The organism is Lutispora sp. QWL-02 (assembly GCF_058315355.1).
In genome coordinates this window covers 3,389,872-3,406,940 of the sequence record NZ_CM177762.1, presented here as the reverse complement: position 1 = coordinate 3,406,940, position 17,069 = coordinate 3,389,872, and the positions used below count along the sequence as shown (strand labels likewise).

Here is a 17,069-nt window from a genome sequence, read left to right as displayed (position 1 = left end):
GAAGGGATGTCTATTGAAAGCAAAGAAAGTGGCAGCTTTGATTATGGCAATATTGCTATATAAGTTGCAATAAGTACGTTACATAGCTTTTATCAGTTAATATAAGCTTACTGCCATAAAATATTTAATGCTTCATATATATAAAGTTCCATTATTTGTACTTTTGTAATATTGATTGCTTTATAATGGCTTGTTGTACGAAAAAGGGGAAGGGGATTGTTCTATGAGCGATAAATATAAATCAGCGATCTTTTTTTCAATTGCAATTCTTGTTATATCTATTGGGTTAAATGTATATTTGCTAAGCAAATTGAATATCCGGAATAAAGATATGGAAACGATGCAAAAGACTATATCGGAGCAGAAGTATTATCCAAAATATTCATATGATGAAGAGCAACAGAAAATTGCAGAAGCTTTAGATGAATATCAAAGCGGCTTATACCCGAATAAAAAACTATTCTTGACTGAAGTATTGTCTGCCTTGCCTATATGGGTAGAAAATGACATTAATAATTCCAACTATAAAATGGATCAGAAGAAAATCAATAAGGCTAAAGCTGAGCAGCGAGAGATTTTAATTAGGGTGATAAGGGCTTCAAATGAATATAAGCTGACAGGAGAAATCAAAGACAAGGGGGCATTGTCTTATGTGTATGGTAATAAATGGGATAAAAAGAGGGTTAATCCACATAGAATATTTTTCGAGTATTATGAACCTGATTATTATATGTTCTGCTACAAAATAGAACCGGTAAGCCCGGAAGATTCAATGTGGGACAATGACAATAAAGATGGATTTTGTTATTATGTGAATTATTTTTATGATACAAAGAAAGCAAATAGACCGAACCGTGAAGGTTTATTGCAGTATGATATCATAATTGTTGATAAAGTGGATGGAAAATGGATGATAGTAGATTATGTAACAACCAATTAAGAACAAGAAATTTATGTTTAAAGAACTAAACGGCAATGCCTCCTTAGTTTCGCTATATAGATGGAGCGAAGTTGAGGAGGTATTTTATGTACTTTAAAAAATGAAGCAATGGCTTAGTTGAAATTGGTATCTTGTGTAAGATATAATAATAAGAGGGAAAGTTTGTACTAAGGCTCATATAAATATGCTTGTAATATTTATATGATTAAAGAAATGAGGTTGAATTGAAGACGTAGAGGAATGCGGAGTTTAAGAATGAAACGAGGAGTGAAATCATGCTCACTTTCTTAGGGGTTATTGATAATGAGGATGACAGGAACAAGGCAGAAAAAATATATTTGACATATAAAAATACCATGCTTTATACGGCGAGAAGTATTTTACATGATGTTTGCCTTGCGGAAGATGCTGTTTCACAAGCCTTTATCAGAATTATTGATAATCTTCACTTAATATCCGATATTAACTGTAACAGAACACGCGGTTTGGTCGTTATTATAGTAAGAAATATTTCTCTTGATATGTTAAAACATATTAAAAATAAAGAATTGATACCTTTTGATGATTTAGAAAACACTTTGAAAGATAACGATAACTCTCCTATTGATTATATAATTTCTGAAGAAAGCTATAGCTTGCTGCTTTTGTGCATATCAAAGCTCAATAAAAATTATACCGATATTTTAAGATTAAGCCTAATATATAATTATTCGAATAATGAGATTGCCCAATTACTTGGAATATCAGCGGGAAATGTGAGAGTACGCTTGCATAGGGCGCGTCAGGCTCTTATGAAAGAGCTGAAAAAGGAGGGTATCTGTAATGGAAAAGAGAATTTTGCATAAAAAAGTTTTCGACGCTATGCTTGAGCTTGCTGTCAATGAGGACTTTGAGCGGGAAATGAGAGAGATGCCCTCCGAGGAGCAACTGGAAGGAGAATATGAACCTACGCCTGAATTTGAGGCTAAAATGCAGAGGTTTTTGAGACAGCACAGGCGTAAAATCAATATCCGCATGTATTCGCAAATGGCAAAGAAGATTGCTGCCGGCATTGGAATTGTTTTTATATTAGTGAGCGCAGGTTTATTGTGTGTCAAAGCAGCACGAGTCACCATATTTAATGCTATCCTGGATTGGAAGGACAGATATGTTACTATTAAGTATGATGAAAGGGAAAAGCAGTTAAATAAATCCGAAGTGGATATGAGTGAACTTTACAAGCCTAAATATATTCCTGAAGGCTTTTATCAATATGATGTTATTAAATCAGGCTCTACGATAACTATCAAATATATTAATGATAAAAAAGTAAAGATTTATTTTGATCAGAAATTGCTTTCAAGCAGCGGCATTGCAGCAATCGACAGTGAAAACAAAAACTATACTGAAATATCAATTGGAGAAACAAAGGCATATTTGTTTGAAGCTAAATCAGAAGATGATAACACATTTATCATTTGGAAAAATGAGACAACCTCCTTTAATTTGTTTTCAAATATCAACAAGGATGAACTTATTAAAATGGCGGAAAGCATTGAGAAGGAAAAATAAACGGAAGAAGTAATATTTATTAATGACAATCCGTATAGGGCGGATTTTTATCACTGTAACAAAATGGCATAGTCAATCGTTTATTTAGTAGAGGGTAAAAAATCCTCAAAAAATAAACGAAAGAAGGGATGTCTATTGAAAGCAAAAAAAGCGGCAGCTTTGATTATGGCAATATTAATGCTTGCAGTTATGAGTGTTAACGCATTGTGGGCAGATGGAAACCAATTATTTATAGCATCTGCAGATGCAAATCCTTCTTTGCAATGGGTAAATACAGATTGTGTCATAGTAGAATTAGCCTTTACAGGGTTAAAAGCAAATTGCACAGCCCGTATTATAGGTAAGCCCGGAACTGCAAAAATAACTGCTGAAGCCATACTGCAGCGCATAAATACAGATGGAAGTCTGACAACCATTAAAAAATGGAGTGGCTTGGAGGCAATTGGAAATGAAATGTATTTTGACAAAGACTACTACGTTAAAGACGGTTATATTTACCGTTTGACTATCAATGCCAGGGTATACAAAGGTACAAGCTCTGAAAGCATAAGCGTTTGCGATGAAGTCTATTGTGAATAGCTTGGTAAAAGACTGAATCAAAAAACATATGGGAAATAGAACGGTAACCCTTGAAATCTATAAAAATCAAACATTATGAGATTTCAAGAGTATGCCAAATAAAAAAGGAGTGTTAAATTTGAAAGAATGTGCAAAGAAGCTTGCTATTTTTATATTGCTTGCCTCCTGTTTAATTTTTAGCTCCCAAATTACTTATGCAAGTAATGATACAGAGAAGATTGAAAGTATCATATACGATTACTTTGATATTAAACTTAAGAGTCTTCAACAGGGAGAAGTGATAGATTTTTCTCATTTATTTAATTTGGAGGATAAAAAATCTGAAGACACATATAACTTTGAGCATAGCCTTTTAGAGTATGAAATTAAAGCTGATGAATTTCTTGGTAATCATTTAGATAGGTACGAGCTTGAGTTGGATTTTAGGAATATAGAATTTGAAGAAAACCTTGTTTATGCTGAGGTTAGAGAAGAAAAAACTTATTACTATCAAAAGACAGGAAGCAGAGCTCACAAGCTCGTAGAATATCATATATTAACGCTCAAAGCAGAAGATGATAGAATCTATATTATAGAAGATGAAAGCGATAATGAAGCAATTTTGGATGAGCATGGAAACAAAATAGATTTTTCTGAGCAAATAAGAAATATGGAAGCTGAGGCAAAAAAGGCAGAAATGATGTATCAAGAGAACCAACAACCAGAAGAACCAATAACAAGAGATGTTCCGGGAGATTACTATATTTCTTATGACAGATACGCTGCTGTAGATTACGCTCTATCACATACAAGCAATAATAGTGATGCAACGGACTATAACCCGAATTTTAAATGTTTTGCTGATTCTAGTTTTAATGGCGGTGATTGTCAGAACTTTGCTTCCCAGTGTGTTTGGGCAGGATATGGCGGTTCCGATACTGAAGATGATATTAATAATCATGAATTGCCTATGACGGATGCTTGGTGGTGTGATAATCAAGGTGCAATTACTAAATGGAAATCTTGCAGTGCGTTCCATAACTACATAACGGGAAATACATATGGCCCGAGAGGCACTGATATTTCATATAGAGCTGCCAACGAAGGGGATATTATACATTACAGCGGGGGTCATGTATATGTAATAACAGAGATCAGCGATGATGATGGTGATGGAGTTGTAGACTGGGATGAGATATATGTAAGCGCTCATACGAAAAACAGATTGAATAAACAATTAAATACGATTCGTGGATATAATTCTCCAACGTCAAGTTTGAAATTTATCAGAATCAACTCCTTTAAATGGAATGATGGAAATTAGGGAAATTTTAAAAATAATCAAGTTAAAGTGATTTTACCATTATAAGAAGGACGATACAGCGTCCTTCTTATAATGGCTTGTTGTACGAAAAAGGGGGCAAAGGGGGATTGTTCAATGAGCAGTAAGTCTAAATCACTGTTCTTCTTTTCAATTGCAATTCTTGTTCTATCTATTGGGTTAAATGTATATTTGCTAAGCAAATTAAATATCCGGAATAAAGATATGGAAACGATGCAAAAGACTATATCGGAGCAGAAGTATTATCCAAAATATTCATATGATGAAGAGCAACAGAAAATTGCAGAAGCTTTAGATGAATATCAAAGCGGTTTATACCCGAATAAAAAACTATTCTTAACTGAAGTATTGTCTGCCCTGCCTGTATGGGTAGAAAATGACATTAATAATTCCAACTATAAAATGGATCAGAAGAAAATCAATAAGGTTAAAGCTGAGCAGAGAGAAATTTTAATTAGGGTGATAAGGGCTTCAAATGAATATAAGCTGACAGGAGAAATCAAGGACAAGGAGGCATTGTCTTATGTGAGTGACAAAAAAAGGCAGGAAAGAGGATGGATTCCTCAAAAGCTTCTTTTTGAGGAATATGATTCTGATAATTATATGTTCTGCTATAAAATAGAACCGGTAAGCCCGGAAGATTCAATGTGGGATAATGACAATAAATATGGATTTTGTTATTATGTGCATTATTTTTATGATACAAAGAAAGCAAATGGACCGAACCGTGAAGGTTTATTGCAGTATGATATCATAATTGTTGATAAAGTGGATGGAAAATGGATGGTAGTAGATTATGTAACAACCAATACAGAAAAGATTGAAAGTATCATATACGATTACTTTGATATTAAACTTAAGAGCCTTCAACAGGGAGAAGTAATAGATTTTTCTCATTTATTTAATTTGGAGGATAAAAAATCTGAAGACACATATAACTTTGAGCATAGCCTTTTAGAGTACGAAATTAAAGCTGATGAATTTCTTGGCAATCATTTAGATAGGTACGAGCTTGAGTTGGATTTCAGAAATATAGAATTTGAAGAAAACCTTGTTTATGCTGAGGTTAGAGAAGAAAAAACTTATTACTATCAAAAGACAGGAGGCAGAGCTAACAAGCAAGTAGAATATCATATATTAACGCTCAAAGCAGAAGATGATGGAATCTATATTATAGAAGATGAAAGCGATAATGAAGCAATTTTGGATGAGCATGGAAACAAAATAGATTTTTCTGAGCGAATAAGAAATATGGAAGCTGAGGCAAAAAAGGCAGAAATGATGTATCAAGAGAACCAATAACCAGAAGAGCCAATAACAAGATATGTTCCGGGAGCTTACATATTTCTTATGACAGATACGCTGCTGTAGATTACGCTCTATCACATACAGGCGATGATGATGGTGATGGAGTTGCAGACTGGGATGAGATTATATGTAAGCGCTCATACGAAAAACAGATTGAATAAACAATTAAATACGATTCGTAGATATAATTCTCCAACGTCAAGTTTGAAATTTATCAGAATCAACTCCTTTAAATGGAATGATGGAAATTAGGGAAATTTTAAAAATAATCAAGTTAAGGTGAAATTGCCATTATAAGAAGGATGATACAGCGTCCTTCTTATAATGGCTTGTTGTACGAAAAAGGGGGCAAAGGGGGATTGTTCAATGAGCAGTAAGTCTAAATCACTGATCTTATTTTCAATTGCAATTCTTGTTCTATCTATTGGGTTAAATGTATATTTGCTAAGCAAATTGAATATCCGGAATAAAGATATGGAAACGATGCAAAAGACTATATCGGAGCAGAAGTATTATCCAAAATATTCATATGATGAAGAGCAACAGAAAATTGCAGAAGCTTTAGATGAATATCAAAGCGGTTTATACCCGAATAAAAAACTATTCTTAACTGAAGTATTATCTGCCTTGCCTGTATGGGTAGAAAATGACATTAATAATTCCAACTATAAAATGGATCAGAAGAAAATCAATAAGGCTAAAGCTGAGCAGCGAGAGATTTTAATTAGGGTGATAAGGGCTTCAAATGAATATAAGCTGACAGGAGAAATCAAGGACAAGGAGGCATTGTCTTATGTGTATGGTAATAAATGGGATAAAAAGAAGGTTAATCCACATAGAATATTTTTCGAGTATTATGAACCTGATTATTATATGTTCTGCTACAAAATAGAACCGGTAAGCCCGGAAGCTTCCGTATTGGGCAGACAAGACGGATTTCACTATTTAGTGCACTTCTTTTACGATACAAAGAAAGTAAATGGTCCGAAGCCTGAGGGCTTATTGCAGCATAATGCTATGGTTGTCGATAAAGTTGATGGAAAATGGATGATAGTTGATTACGGTCCAAACAATTAAGAATAAGAAATTTATGTTTAAAGAACTAAACGGCAATGCCTCCTTAGTTTCGCTATATAGATGGAGCGAAGTTGAGGAGGTATTTTATGTACTTTAAAAAATGAAGCAATAGCTTAGTTGAAATTGGTATCTTGTGTAAGATATAATAATAAGAGGGAAAGTTTGTACTAAGGCTCATATAAATATGCTTGTAATATTTATATGATTAAAGAAATAAGGTTGAATTGAAGACGTAGAGGAATGCGGAGTTTAAGAATGAAACGAGGAGTGAAATCATGCTCACTTTCTTAGGGGTTATTGATGACAGTCCGGAAAGGGTGGGATTTTTATGTTAAATAAAAGAAATAATCAATTGGAGACTGAAAGGCTTTATCTGCGCCATTTCAAAAATGGGGACATAGACGAGTATTCAAAGATTATGGGGCAGGATGAAGTGGGCCAATGGCTTCCGAGAGGGAGAGGCTATACAAAAGAAGAAGTTGAAAAGTCTATGGCTGGTATGTCAAAGCATTGGGAAGAAAAAGGTTACGGCATATGGGCTGTAATCGAAAAAGAAAGCGGTAGAATGATTGGGCATTGCGGACTTAATTTTGTGAAGCAAAATGATGAAGTAGAAGTGCTCTATGCTCTCGGTAAAGAATATTGGGGATTGGGTTATGCCACTGAAGCCGCCGGAGCGGCTTTGGACTTTGGTTTTGATGTGCTGGGGCTGGATAGGATAGTCGCCTTTGCCAAGACTGATAACACCGCTTCAAAAAAAGTTATAGAAAAAATCGGGCTGAAATATATAAAGGATATTGAAATATTTGGCATGACCTGTGCCTATTATGATATGAAGCGGGAATTATAGCTATTTCATCTCGATCAGATACTTCCAGTATTTCTTAGGCATAAAATTGGCCTGGAGCTTTGGATTTATCCTATCCTTTATAGTTATACTTTCAAAATACTGCTTCCAAAGCTCCTGATAAAACAGCTCCTTCTCGTGAAATTCTATCCCTCCATTTATTTCTATATCGCTCATAAACCATTTGGTCTTATCATAGAATACTCCATAGTTCCTCTTTATATCATGAATGACGAAGATCTGGTCGGCCATTCTCTCGGCAAAATGCTTTCCTAAGAGGCACGCAGTGTTGTATTGTGTCTCTATCGGTGCATAATAAATATTGTCCTGCAGGAGCCTGAACCTTATAATTCCCAACAGCAGATGCTTTTCCCTGTTTATTTTTGCAACCAGCTTGTTTATATTGCATACCCTGTCGTCGGACAGGTAGGAATCTACGATCTTTCCCACCTTAAATCCAAATCTTAGATACTCCAGTATGTAAATACCCGCATTTTCATGCTCTGATAAATAAGCATACATTATGTTGCCCAATGCATTTTTGGATATCTTTTTTACTGTTGCATCGTGGACTTTTCTGGATTTATCCATGTCAGTCTGTATATGATGCCTCCTTATCAGGAAATTATCTGTAAAGCTATTTAAAGGGACAATCTGCTCAGGGAAATCCTTTTCATAATATGCATCGTATATAGCTGTCAAAAGCCCATCAAAGGTGCCGTCATATATATAATAGAGCATCATAATTCACCTGTAATCCTTGATATATTTTCTTTAGCAGCCATAATCCCCGGGAAAAGGGTAAAGAAGGACAGCTGCTCCGAACTCTCATGGATCTTGATATTGTCTTCCGACAGTATATTTCTTCTTATTGATAGCGAATTGGTCGGAATGCTTTTTTGAGGAAAATACTTGCCCTTGCAGGTTATAAAATATTTTGCTCTCTTCAAAACTATACCTAGCTTTTTTAGGTCATCAAAGCCAAGGACAGAAACCCTTCTTGCCTGGAGGATGCGCTGAGCGGATTTCACTCCTATGCCGGGAACCCTTAGCAGCATAAAATAATCCGCTTTATTGACTTCTACAGGAAATTTATCCAGATTTCTCAGAGCCCAGTCACTTTTTGGATCCAGCAGCTCGTCAAAGTTGGGATTCCTTTCATTTAAAAGCTCGTCAGAATTAAAACCATAGAATCTCAGAAGCCAGTCTGCCTGATAAAGTCTGTGTTCCCGCAGGAGCGGAGGCATGCTTATCGCAGGAAGGCTGGGGTGCTTGGAAACAGGGATATAAGCAGAGTAATACACTCTTTTGAGCCCATAGCTATGATAGAGAGATTCCGAAAGCTTCAAAATCTTTAAATCATTGTCCTTTGTGGCTCCAATGATCAATTGGGTGGATTGGCCTCCCGGCACGAATTTAGGGGCGCTTTTAAACCTTTGCTTTTCTTCCTGATTCTGAATTATCCCGGATTTAATGAGTCCCATAGGCTTTATTATGGACTCCTTGGTCTTCTGAGGGGCTAAAAGCTTAAGGCTTTCATTGGATGGAAGCTCAATATTGACGCTCATCCTGTCCGCATATTTTCCTGTCTCCTCTATAAGTGTATTGCTCGCTCCCGGTATAGCCTTTATATGAATATATCCGTTAAAATTCTCTTCTTCCCTCAGCTTCTTGACAGATTTTAAAAGCTGTTCCATGGTGTAGTCCGGGCTTTGGCATATCGCGGAGCTGAGGAAAAGTCCTTCTATGTAATTCCTTCTGTAAAAGTTGATGGTGAGGCTTGCCAGCTCATCGGGAGTAAAAGAAGCCCTGGGTATATCGTTTGAAGAACGATTGATGCAGTATTTGCAGTCATATATACAGGAGTTTGTAAACAACACTTTTAATAATGAAACGCACCTGCCGTCAGGAGTCCAACTGTGGCATATGCCAGCAGGAGCAGCATTTCCTATTCCGCCTTTTTTGTTTTTCCTGTCGCTGCCGCTGGATGAACAGGATACATCATATTTTGCAGAATCGGATAATATTTTAATTTTCTCTATAAGGTTCATAAAATACACCTCTATAGTCAGCTTTTACTATAATTTTACCAAAGTTTTTCAGCTTATGCAAACATATGTTCGCATAAGCTGAGATTTTTTTTGCAGAGTTATCCTTTGGAGCTGTGTGGAACTTTTTTTTATTTATGATGTCTAAGTAGTGTAAAACATATTTAAAAAGGAGAAAATACATCATGAAATTTAAAAAAGTATTTGCAGGATTTTTATCCGTATCTATTCTATCGCTTTCAACAATTACAGCCTTTGCAGCTGGCCCGGAAGATTTAAGGATCATCAGTGACGCAGAACAGATCAAGGAAATTCTGCCTCAATCATATTTCAATTCTTTTACCGGAGTGGTCAAGAAAATAACCGATCGTGAAGGGGTCAAAGGCTCCAAGATGATCTATGTTATAAATGAAGAAGGGTTGGAAGCAAACATAATAGTATCTGATGATACATATATTGTAAACAATGCTGAAATTATGACAGGCGCAGTGATCACAGGGTTCTATGAAGCAAATGCGCCAATGATTATGATATATCCGGCCCAATATAATGCCAAAGTTGTTGCCGTTCAAAGCCAAGCTGAAAATGTTAAGGTCGATATGTTTGGCAAAGATTTGGTCAGCGCTGATAATACATTAAAATTAAATATTTCGGATGCTACAGAAATTATTTCACAAACAGGAAAAAGCTTTAAAGGTGATCTGGAAAACAGAAAGCTTGTTGTTTTATATGGCCCGTCTACAAGAAGCATCCCGGCACAAACAAATCCGATAAAGGTGATCGTATTAGATGATGCGGCGGATATGGACATCATTGTTGATAACAAGAAAATAGATGGCCCGCGGGCCTACACCAATGAACAGGGAACTATCATGGTCCCGCTCCGCGCAGCAGCTGAAGCGTTGGGCTTTGAAGTAGCCTGGGATGGCGAATCGAAAAGCATTATGGTTGGCAAAGGCATTTCACTAAAAATAGGCCAAGATAATTATATTTATATGAAAACCGCCCCCATTCAATTGGGAACTGCTCCGGAGGCATTTGAAGGAAGGACTTTTGTTCCGCTGAACTTCTTTAGAGAAGTGATGCGTATGAACAATGCATATGTGTTTGAAGGGCAAATTGTAATAGACAATGGAGAAAAAATGGAATAGATAGTAAAGCGGCTCCGCAAGGAGCCGTTTTATTGTTGGAACTATTTCCTTTATTTGCCGTCAATAGTAAGTGAATGTTGATATAATAAAGTTATATAGATCAAACTGGTTAAGTATTGATTAAAAGGAGGTTGGCAAATGTTGAATGCTCAAAGGGCTGGAAGAAAGGCGCATAATTTAATTTGGTATGGAGCTGCTTTTGCCGTAATTGCTGCTATATTATGCTCTTATCTGTTTGCCGGTAACGTTAATTCGGATCATATAATTGCGAAGCCCAAATACCCCGAAAAAATAGGTTTTAATGAGTCTGAAGAAAAATATAAGCGGCGAGAAGAAATAGATGAAGAATTTATTGATAGTCTTAAGGAATTTTCTTTTAATTCTGCCTCAATAATTTTGAGAGAAGAAGATTCAAAAACAAACGCTTTATATTCTCCTATGAGCTTGTATATGGCCCTTGCAATGATGGCGGAAAGCGCCCAGGGAAGCACGCAGGAAGAAATCCTAAAAGCAGTAAACATGAATGATATGGATATGATAAGGGAGCAGACCGGAAAACTATTCCGCAAATTGTATTTTTATAATGAGATTGGAAGGTTGAATCTTGCAAATTCATTATGGCTTAATAAAGATATTGAATTCAATAAAAGCTTCTTGGGGAAAATGGCTGCAGATTATTATGCTCATTCTTTCAGTGTGGATTTTGATGATAAATATACATCAAGAAAAATCAGCGAATGGGTATCAGAGCATACAGGAGGAAAGCTTGGCACCGATCCCGATGATTTCCCAATAGATTCTGAACAGGTGATGACCCTTCTCAATACCGTATATTTTTATGATGAATGGGTGGACAGTTTCAATGCCGATAAAACCGCAAAAGACACTTTTCATCTTGAAGATGGAAGCACTATAAGCTGTGATTTCATGAATATGACTCGTGGCAGCCACAGATTTGTGGGAGCAGACGGTTATACTGCATCCGGCCTTTCTTTTAAAAATGGCGGCAGCATGGTGTTTATTCTGCCTGATGAAGGAATATCACCCATGGATATGGTATCAGATCCTAAGATACTGTCGGAGGCTGTCAACTCCTTATTTTCAGAGAAGCGTCAATTTGGGAAAGTCATATTCAAAATTCCTAAGTTCAAATATAAAGCAGAGCTTGACTTGAGGAAATCTGTAGAAAGCTTGGGCATTAAAAGCGCTTTTGAAGCCGGAACAGCAGATTTTACACCATTATCTGAAACAAAGCCCATATTTGTTTCGAAGATAAAACAATCAGCAGCAATCTCTATTGATGAAAAAGGATGCGAAGCTACTGCATTTACTAAGATTGATTATGTGGGAGCAGCAAGGCCGGACGGCACAGCTGAGATGATCCTTGACAGGCCTTTTATATTCGCAATAACAGGAGCAGATGCATGCCCTTTGTTTATCGGGGTTATAAACAATCCGGCAGCATGAAGCAGAAAAATTTTGCTTGACCCATTGACTCATAGAGTTGTTTGTATTAGAATATTACAAATATGTTAATATTATATATGCGATGAAGAGAAGAGTAGCCGTCGATGACTTTAGCAGAGAGCTCCGGCTGGTGAAAAGGAGTAAAGAATAGACAGGTGAACATGGTCTCGGAGCATTCGCACCGATTTTCTTATGGATTTAGGCTGCGACGGCTGCACCCGTTACAGTGCCGGAGTATAATCAGAATTTATTATTCTGACGTACTTGTTGAGGCTGATGCCGTAAGTCATCAGCGAACCGGGGTGGTACCACGGAGTATAGTGCTCTCGTCCCCAGGATAATACCTGGGGGTGAGGGCTTTATTTATTTGTTCTTATATACATGATCAGACGACTTAAAAAATCAGGAGGTGTTTTTAATGGACATATTTATTGGAGGAGCCTGGCCTTATGCAAATGGATCGCTTCATATAGGCCATATTGCAGCTTTGCTGCCGGGTGACATTTTAGCGAGGTATTTCAGACTGAAAAAATATAACGTGTGCTATGTGTCAGGAAGCGATTGCCACGGCACGCCTATTCAGATCAGGGCAAGCAAGGAGGGTGTATCTCCTGAACAGATAGCAGACCGCTATCATAATGAATTTAAGGCTTGCTTTGAAAAACTAGGCTTTTCTTATGACTTGTACACCCAGACCAATGACCCTTATCACATTGATTTTGTCCAGGAGTTCTTTACGGATCTTTTGGAAAGTGGTTATATCTATAGTAAAACCATAGAACAAGCCTTTTGCGAAGAGTGCAATCGATTTCTCCCGGATAGATTTGTTATAGGCAAATGCCCCAACTGTGGAAGCAGTGCCAAGGGTGATCAGTGTGACGCTTGTGGGGCTCTTTTAGACCCAGCCAATCTAAATGACAGAAGCTGCGGAATCTGTGGTGAAACCCCGATTTTCAAATCATCTGAGCATTTCTTTTTGGCATTATCAAAGCTGGAGCAGTTCATTAATGACTATATCACCAATTCTTGCGGCTGGAGAGCCAATGCAATAGGGCTGTCAAAAAGATATGTTGATGAAGGCCTTAGAGACAGGGCTGTGACCAGGGATCTGGAATGGGGCATACCTGTCCCTGCAGAAGGATTCGAAAATAAAAAGATATATGTATGGGTTGAAGCAGTATTAGGATATCTTTCGGCAAGCAAAAAATGGGCACAGGCCCGGGGTGTGAACTGGAAGTCCATATGGGCTGAAAAGTCTTTGCATTATTATGTACATGGTAAAGATAATATTCCTTTTCATACTGTCATACTTCCCGCATTGCTCAAGGCTCATGGCGGCTTTCACCTGCCGGATAGGATAATATCAAGCGAGTATGTAACGCTTGAAGGCAGAAAAATATCCACGAGCCAAAACTGGGCTGTATGGATACCATATCTTATTGAGCACTATGATCCGGACACTATTCGCTATTTCTTTATAGCTAATGGCCCTGAGACGAGAGATGCCGACTTTTCATGGAGGGAATTTATTAATAGCCATAATGGAGAGCTGCTCGGTGCATATGGTAATTTTGTTAATAGAAGCCTTGTTTTTATACAAAAATTTTTTGATGGTAAAGTGCCGCAGGGTCAATGCAATCCTGAAATAAGAGAAACGCTAAAAGGGCTATATGCGATTTCGGCAGATTTTATTGAGCAAGGCCATTTTAAAGATGCCATTGAAACAATATTCTCATTCATACGTTCTGCAAATAAATATTTTGATGAAGAACAGCCTTGGATTACGGTGAAAGAAAATAAAGAGAGATGCAAGGAAACACTTTACACATGTGTTCAGATCATTGCCAACCTATCAATGCTGCTGGAGCCGTTTCTGCCGATTTCATCATCTAAGCTCAACAGCATGCTTCAGATAGGAGATTTAGGCTGGAAATATACTGAAGTTTTATCCGGATTGAATTTAGGAGAAGTAAATATTCTTTTTGAGCGCATTGACAAGAATCAAATAGAAGAGGAAATAGAAAAAATGAACAATTAAAATCAAAAATAAAAATTGCAGGATAAGTTGCAATATGGGATAAAAATACATTGAATAAGCAAAAAGATTGTGATAAAATAAACATGCAATAAAAGATTTTGATTGTAATATGCTTCTGGATTTGATTATGCAGCAATAAAATAAAGCTTGGATATATAGCATTAATCCAATACTGCAGAGATATAGAAAGGGAATATTAATTTTAATACAATTTGATATGAAATGGATGATGACTTGTGGGAGATACCCATTATAATGGGAGCCGAAGGAGAAAGTACAGAAAAGCCCGTTAAATGAAACTCTCAGGCCAAAGGACCGCAGTCGGACATAACTCTGGAAAGCGTATGCACCGAAGGGGCAATTCTATTGATATAGAAGAATCTCTCAGGTTTAATGACAGAGATAGAGGCGAAGAAGCTTCTATCTTTTTTTATTGCATGAAAATTCCAATGATTCAAAATGTTTTTTAAAATATGTAAGGAGGGCTACCATTGTATAAAATTGTAAAGAAGGAAAACCTATCAACAAACATCTTCTCGATGGATGTTTTAGCTCCCCTGGTGGCACAGTCAGCTCAACCGGGTCAATTCGTAATCGTCATAGCTGACGAGAAGGGAGAAAGAGTTCCTTTGACCATATGCGATTATGACAAGGAAAAAGGAACAGTCACTATTGTTGCTCAATCTATAGGTTGTTCTACAAAAAAGATGGCTCAATTCAATGAAGGCGAATACTTCCATGATTTTGTAGGTCCTTTGGGACAGCCTTCAGAATATGTAAACGAAGATATCAATGAGCTAAAAAAGAAAAAAGTTCTATTCGTAGCAGGAGGAGTTGGCACTGCCCCGGTGTACCCGCAAGCCAGATGGTTCCATGAAAATGGCATAGATGTTGATGTAATTATAGGTGCTAAAACTAAAGATTTGATAATTCTTGAAGATAAGATGAGAAAAGTAGCAGGAAATCTCTATATAGCAACAGACGATGGCAGCTACGGCTTTAAGGGTATGATACCCAGTTTGATTGAAGATCTTGTGGTAAATCAAGGGAAAAAATATGACCTCATCGTATGTATAGGTCCAATGATAATGATGAAATTTGTATGTATCATGACTAAGAAGCTTGGAATCAAAACCATTGTAAGCATGAACCCAATCATGGTGGATGGTACAGGTATGTGCGGCGCATGCAGGGTAACAGTTGGGGATGAAACAAAGTTTGCTTGTGTGGATGGACCTGAATTTGACGGTCATCTTGTGGATTTTGATGAAGCACTCAGAAGGCAAGCGCAATATAAAAATGAAGAAGCAGAGAAAAATGAAAAACATGTATGCACATGTCATAAAGGAGGCGCTAACTAATGAACAGATTTGAGAGGGTTCCCATTTCAGAGCAATCACCTGAAGTTAGAAGCCATAACTTTGAAGAGGTTTGCCTTGGATATACGGAAGAGGAAGCTGTAGCAGAGGCCAAAAGATGCCTTAAATGTAAAAATCCTCAATGCGTAACAAAATGTCCAGTATCAATTAATATACCGGAATTTATTCATGAAATTGCCGAAGGAAATTTTGCAGAAGCTGCTAAAGTTCTCGCTAAATATACTGCACTTCCTGCGGTTTGCGGCAGGGTTTGCCCTCAGGAAGTACAATGTGAATCTAAATGCGTTCTCGGAAATAAGGGAGATGCTGTAGCTATAGGAAAGCTTGAAAGATTTGCCGCAGATTGGGGAAGAGACCATGATGTTGAAGTAGCGGAAGCTAAAGAGAGCAATGGACATAAAGTAGCAGTAATAGGCTCTGGGCCTGCAGGAATCACATGTGCCGGAGATTTGGCAAAGGAAGGTTATGATGTAACTATTTATGAAGCACTCCACAAGCCAGGGGGAGTTTTAGTCTATGGAATTCCGGAGTTTAGGCTTCCTAAAGAGACTGTCGTAAAACATGAAATAAAAAATTTAAAGAAGCTTGGGGTAAAGATAAAAACAAATGTCATCGTAGGAAGAACTGTTACAATAGATGATTTATTCGATAAGGGAAAATATGACGCAGTGTTTGTAGGTTCAGGTGCAGGTCTTCCTAAATTTATGGGAATACCCGGAGAGAACTATAACGGTGTATTTTCTGCAAATGAATTCCTTACTAGAAATAATTTGATGAAAGCTTATGAAGATGAATACGATACACCTATTAAGGTTGGCAGCAGGGTTGCAGTAGTAGGCGGAGGAAATGTTGCCATGGATGCTGCCAGAACAGCTAAGAGGCTTGGAGCAGAAGTATGGATAGTATACAGAAGATCAGAGGAAGAGCTTCCGGCAAGGGTAGAGGAAGTACATCACGCAAAGGAAGAAGGCATAAACTTTGAACTTCTTACCAATCCAACAGAAATAATTGGTGATGAAAAGGGCTGGGTAAAAGGTATTAAATGTGTAAGAATGGAACTTGGTGAACCTGACAAGTCGGGAAGAAGAAGACCAATGCCTGTTAAGGGGTCAGAATTCGAATTTGATGTTGATACTATAATAATGGCTCTTGGTACATCGCCTAATCCGCTAATTCCTTCCACCACAGAAGGTTTAGATGTTGATAAGAAAAAATGCCTGATAGCAGATGAGCAGGGTCAGACTTCAAAGGAAGGCGTTTTTGCCGGCGGAGATGCGGTGACCGGCGCTGCTACTGTTATTTTAGCAATGGGAGCAGGAAAAGAAGCTGCAGCTGCCATAGATAAGTATATTAACGGATAGTT

General features: G+C 37.3%; 15 protein-coding genes, 2 riboswitches and 1 other annotated feature. Of the genes, 13 read left to right on the top strand and 2 right to left on the bottom strand.

Annotation, left to right across the window (positions count from 1 at the left end; all coding sequences use genetic code 11):
• Nucleotides 1–223 precede the first annotated feature (223 nt).
• The 8 genes from AC4HCY_RS16050 (at nucleotide 224) to AC4HCY_RS16015 (ending at nucleotide 7,626) form a co-directional block, all read left to right on the top strand.
• Nucleotides 224–940: a hypothetical protein gene (locus AC4HCY_RS16050; RefSeq protein WP_491094623.1), complete on the top strand. Its 717-nt coding sequence runs from the start codon at nucleotides 224–226 to the stop codon at nucleotides 938–940.
• A gap of 275 nt (nucleotides 941–1,215) precedes the next feature.
• On the top strand, nucleotides 1,216–1,785 hold the full coding sequence (locus AC4HCY_RS16045; RefSeq protein WP_491094622.1) for an RNA polymerase sigma factor: 570 nt from the start codon (nucleotides 1,216–1,218) through the stop codon (nucleotides 1,783–1,785).
• Nucleotides 1,763–2,491 (top strand): DUF4367 domain-containing protein, encoded by a 729-nt coding sequence (locus AC4HCY_RS16040; RefSeq protein WP_491094621.1) that lies wholly within the window; start codon nucleotides 1,763–1,765, stop codon nucleotides 2,489–2,491. The genes AC4HCY_RS16045 and AC4HCY_RS16040 overlap by 23 nt, the downstream gene beginning before the upstream one ends.
• A 135-nt stretch (nucleotides 2,492–2,626) precedes the next feature.
• Complete coding sequence (locus AC4HCY_RS16035; RefSeq protein ID WP_491094620.1) at nucleotides 2,627–3,070, top strand: hypothetical protein; 444 nt, start codon at nucleotides 2,627–2,629, stop codon at nucleotides 3,068–3,070.
• Between the two features lie 91 nt (nucleotides 3,071–3,161).
• Nucleotides 3,162–4,373: an amidase domain-containing protein gene (locus tag AC4HCY_RS16030; protein ID WP_491094619.1), complete on the top strand. Its 1,212-nt coding sequence runs from the start codon at nucleotides 3,162–3,164 to the stop codon at nucleotides 4,371–4,373.
• Between the two features lie 114 nt (nucleotides 4,374–4,487).
• Nucleotides 4,488–5,693, top strand: a complete 1,206-nt coding sequence (locus tag AC4HCY_RS16025; protein ID WP_491094618.1) for a hypothetical protein — start codon at nucleotides 4,488–4,490, stop codon at nucleotides 5,691–5,693.
• Between the two features lie 372 nt (nucleotides 5,694–6,065).
• The gene (locus tag AC4HCY_RS16020) at nucleotides 6,066–6,776 is read left to right on the top strand and encodes a hypothetical protein (RefSeq protein ID WP_491094617.1); all 711 of its coding nucleotides are present in this window, start codon (nucleotides 6,066–6,068) and stop codon (nucleotides 6,774–6,776) included.
• Between the two features lie 328 nt (nucleotides 6,777–7,104).
• The gene (locus tag AC4HCY_RS16015) at nucleotides 7,105–7,626 is read left to right on the top strand and encodes a GNAT family N-acetyltransferase (RefSeq protein ID WP_491094616.1); all 522 of its coding nucleotides are present in this window, start codon (nucleotides 7,105–7,107) and stop codon (nucleotides 7,624–7,626) included.
• On the opposite strand, the gene AC4HCY_RS16010 is transcribed toward AC4HCY_RS16015, so the two are convergent.
• Both AC4HCY_RS16010 and AC4HCY_RS16005 read right to left on the bottom strand, forming a co-directional pair.
• Complete coding sequence (locus AC4HCY_RS16010; RefSeq protein ID WP_491094615.1) at nucleotides 7,627–8,367, bottom strand: TIGR03915 family putative DNA repair protein; 741 nt, start codon at nucleotides 8,365–8,367, stop codon at nucleotides 7,627–7,629.
• Entirely contained in the window at nucleotides 8,364–9,674 is a 1,311-nt protein-coding gene (locus tag AC4HCY_RS16005) for a putative DNA modification/repair radical SAM protein (protein ID WP_323430596.1), read from the bottom strand. The genes AC4HCY_RS16010 and AC4HCY_RS16005 overlap by 4 nt, the downstream gene beginning before the upstream one ends.
• Nucleotides 9,675–9,856: 182 nt before the next feature.
• On the opposite strand from AC4HCY_RS16005, the gene AC4HCY_RS16000 reads away from it, so the two are divergent.
• The 5 genes from AC4HCY_RS16000 (at nucleotide 9,857) to gltA (ending at nucleotide 17,067) form a co-directional block, all read left to right on the top strand.
• Nucleotides 9,857–10,822 carry a copper amine oxidase N-terminal domain-containing protein gene (locus AC4HCY_RS16000; protein ID WP_491094614.1) on the top strand — a complete coding sequence of 322 codons (966 nt, stop codon included), beginning with the start codon at nucleotides 9,857–9,859 and terminating at the stop codon, nucleotides 10,820–10,822.
• 138 nt (nucleotides 10,823–10,960) lie between these two features.
• Nucleotides 10,961–12,289: a serpin family protein gene (locus tag AC4HCY_RS15995; RefSeq protein WP_323430594.1), complete on the top strand. Its 1,329-nt coding sequence runs from the start codon at nucleotides 10,961–10,963 to the stop codon at nucleotides 12,287–12,289.
• Nucleotides 12,290–12,362: 73 nt separating this feature from the next.
• Nucleotides 12,363–12,626: a binding site (T-box leader), on the top strand.
• An 81-nt stretch (nucleotides 12,627–12,707) separates the two neighbouring features.
• On the top strand, nucleotides 12,708–14,327 hold the full coding sequence (gene metG, locus AC4HCY_RS15990) for a methionine--tRNA ligase (protein ID WP_323430593.1): 1,620 nt from the start codon (nucleotides 12,708–12,710) through the stop codon (nucleotides 14,325–14,327).
• Nucleotides 14,328–14,554: 227 nt separating this feature from the next.
• Nucleotides 14,555–14,655: riboswitch (glycine riboswitch) on the top strand.
• A riboswitch (glycine riboswitch) is annotated at nucleotides 14,656–14,734 on the top strand.
• A gap of 84 nt (nucleotides 14,735–14,818) precedes the next feature.
• Complete coding sequence (locus AC4HCY_RS15985) at nucleotides 14,819–15,688, top strand: sulfide/dihydroorotate dehydrogenase-like FAD/NAD-binding protein (protein ID WP_323430592.1); 870 nt, start codon at nucleotides 14,819–14,821, stop codon at nucleotides 15,686–15,688.
• Nucleotides 15,688–17,067, top strand: a complete 1,380-nt coding sequence (gene gltA / locus AC4HCY_RS15980; protein WP_323430591.1) for an NADPH-dependent glutamate synthase — start codon at nucleotides 15,688–15,690, stop codon at nucleotides 17,065–17,067. Before AC4HCY_RS15985 ends, gltA begins: the two co-directional genes overlap by 1 nt.
• Nucleotides 17,068–17,069: the final 2 nt, after the last annotated feature.

Excerpts from the sequence above, each read along its gene's own strand:
- AC4HCY_RS16000 (WP_491094614.1), top strand. The coding sequence starts at position 9,857 with ATGAAATTTAAAAAAGTATTTGCAGGATTTTTATCCGTATCTATTCTA.
- AC4HCY_RS16005 (WP_323430596.1), bottom strand. The coding sequence starts at position 9,674 with ATGAACCTTATAGAGAAAATTAAAATATTATCCGATTCTGCAAAATAT.
- AC4HCY_RS16030 (WP_491094619.1), top strand. The coding sequence starts at position 3,162 with ATGCCAAATAAAAAAGGAGTGTTAAATTTGAAAGAATGTGCAAAGAAG.
- metG (WP_323430593.1), top strand. The coding sequence starts at position 12,708 with ATGGACATATTTATTGGAGGAGCCTGGCCTTATGCAAATGGATCGCTT.
- AC4HCY_RS16010 (WP_491094615.1), bottom strand. The coding sequence starts at position 8,367 with ATGATGCTCTATTATATATATGACGGCACCTTTGATGGGCTTTTGACA.
- gltA (WP_323430591.1), top strand. The coding sequence starts at position 15,688 with ATGAACAGATTTGAGAGGGTTCCCATTTCAGAGCAATCACCTGAAGTT.
- AC4HCY_RS16040 (WP_491094621.1), top strand. The coding sequence starts at position 1,763 with ATGGAAAAGAGAATTTTGCATAAAAAAGTTTTCGACGCTATGCTTGAG.
- AC4HCY_RS16050 (WP_491094623.1), top strand. The coding sequence starts at position 224 with ATGAGCGATAAATATAAATCAGCGATCTTTTTTTCAATTGCAATTCTT.
- AC4HCY_RS16045 (WP_491094622.1), top strand. The coding sequence starts at position 1,216 with ATGCTCACTTTCTTAGGGGTTATTGATAATGAGGATGACAGGAACAAG.
- AC4HCY_RS16020 (WP_491094617.1), top strand. The coding sequence starts at position 6,066 with ATGAGCAGTAAGTCTAAATCACTGATCTTATTTTCAATTGCAATTCTT.
- AC4HCY_RS16015 (WP_491094616.1), top strand. The coding sequence starts at position 7,105 with ATGTTAAATAAAAGAAATAATCAATTGGAGACTGAAAGGCTTTATCTG.
- AC4HCY_RS15995 (WP_323430594.1), top strand. The coding sequence starts at position 10,961 with ATGTTGAATGCTCAAAGGGCTGGAAGAAAGGCGCATAATTTAATTTGG.
- AC4HCY_RS16025 (WP_491094618.1), top strand. The coding sequence starts at position 4,488 with ATGAGCAGTAAGTCTAAATCACTGTTCTTCTTTTCAATTGCAATTCTT.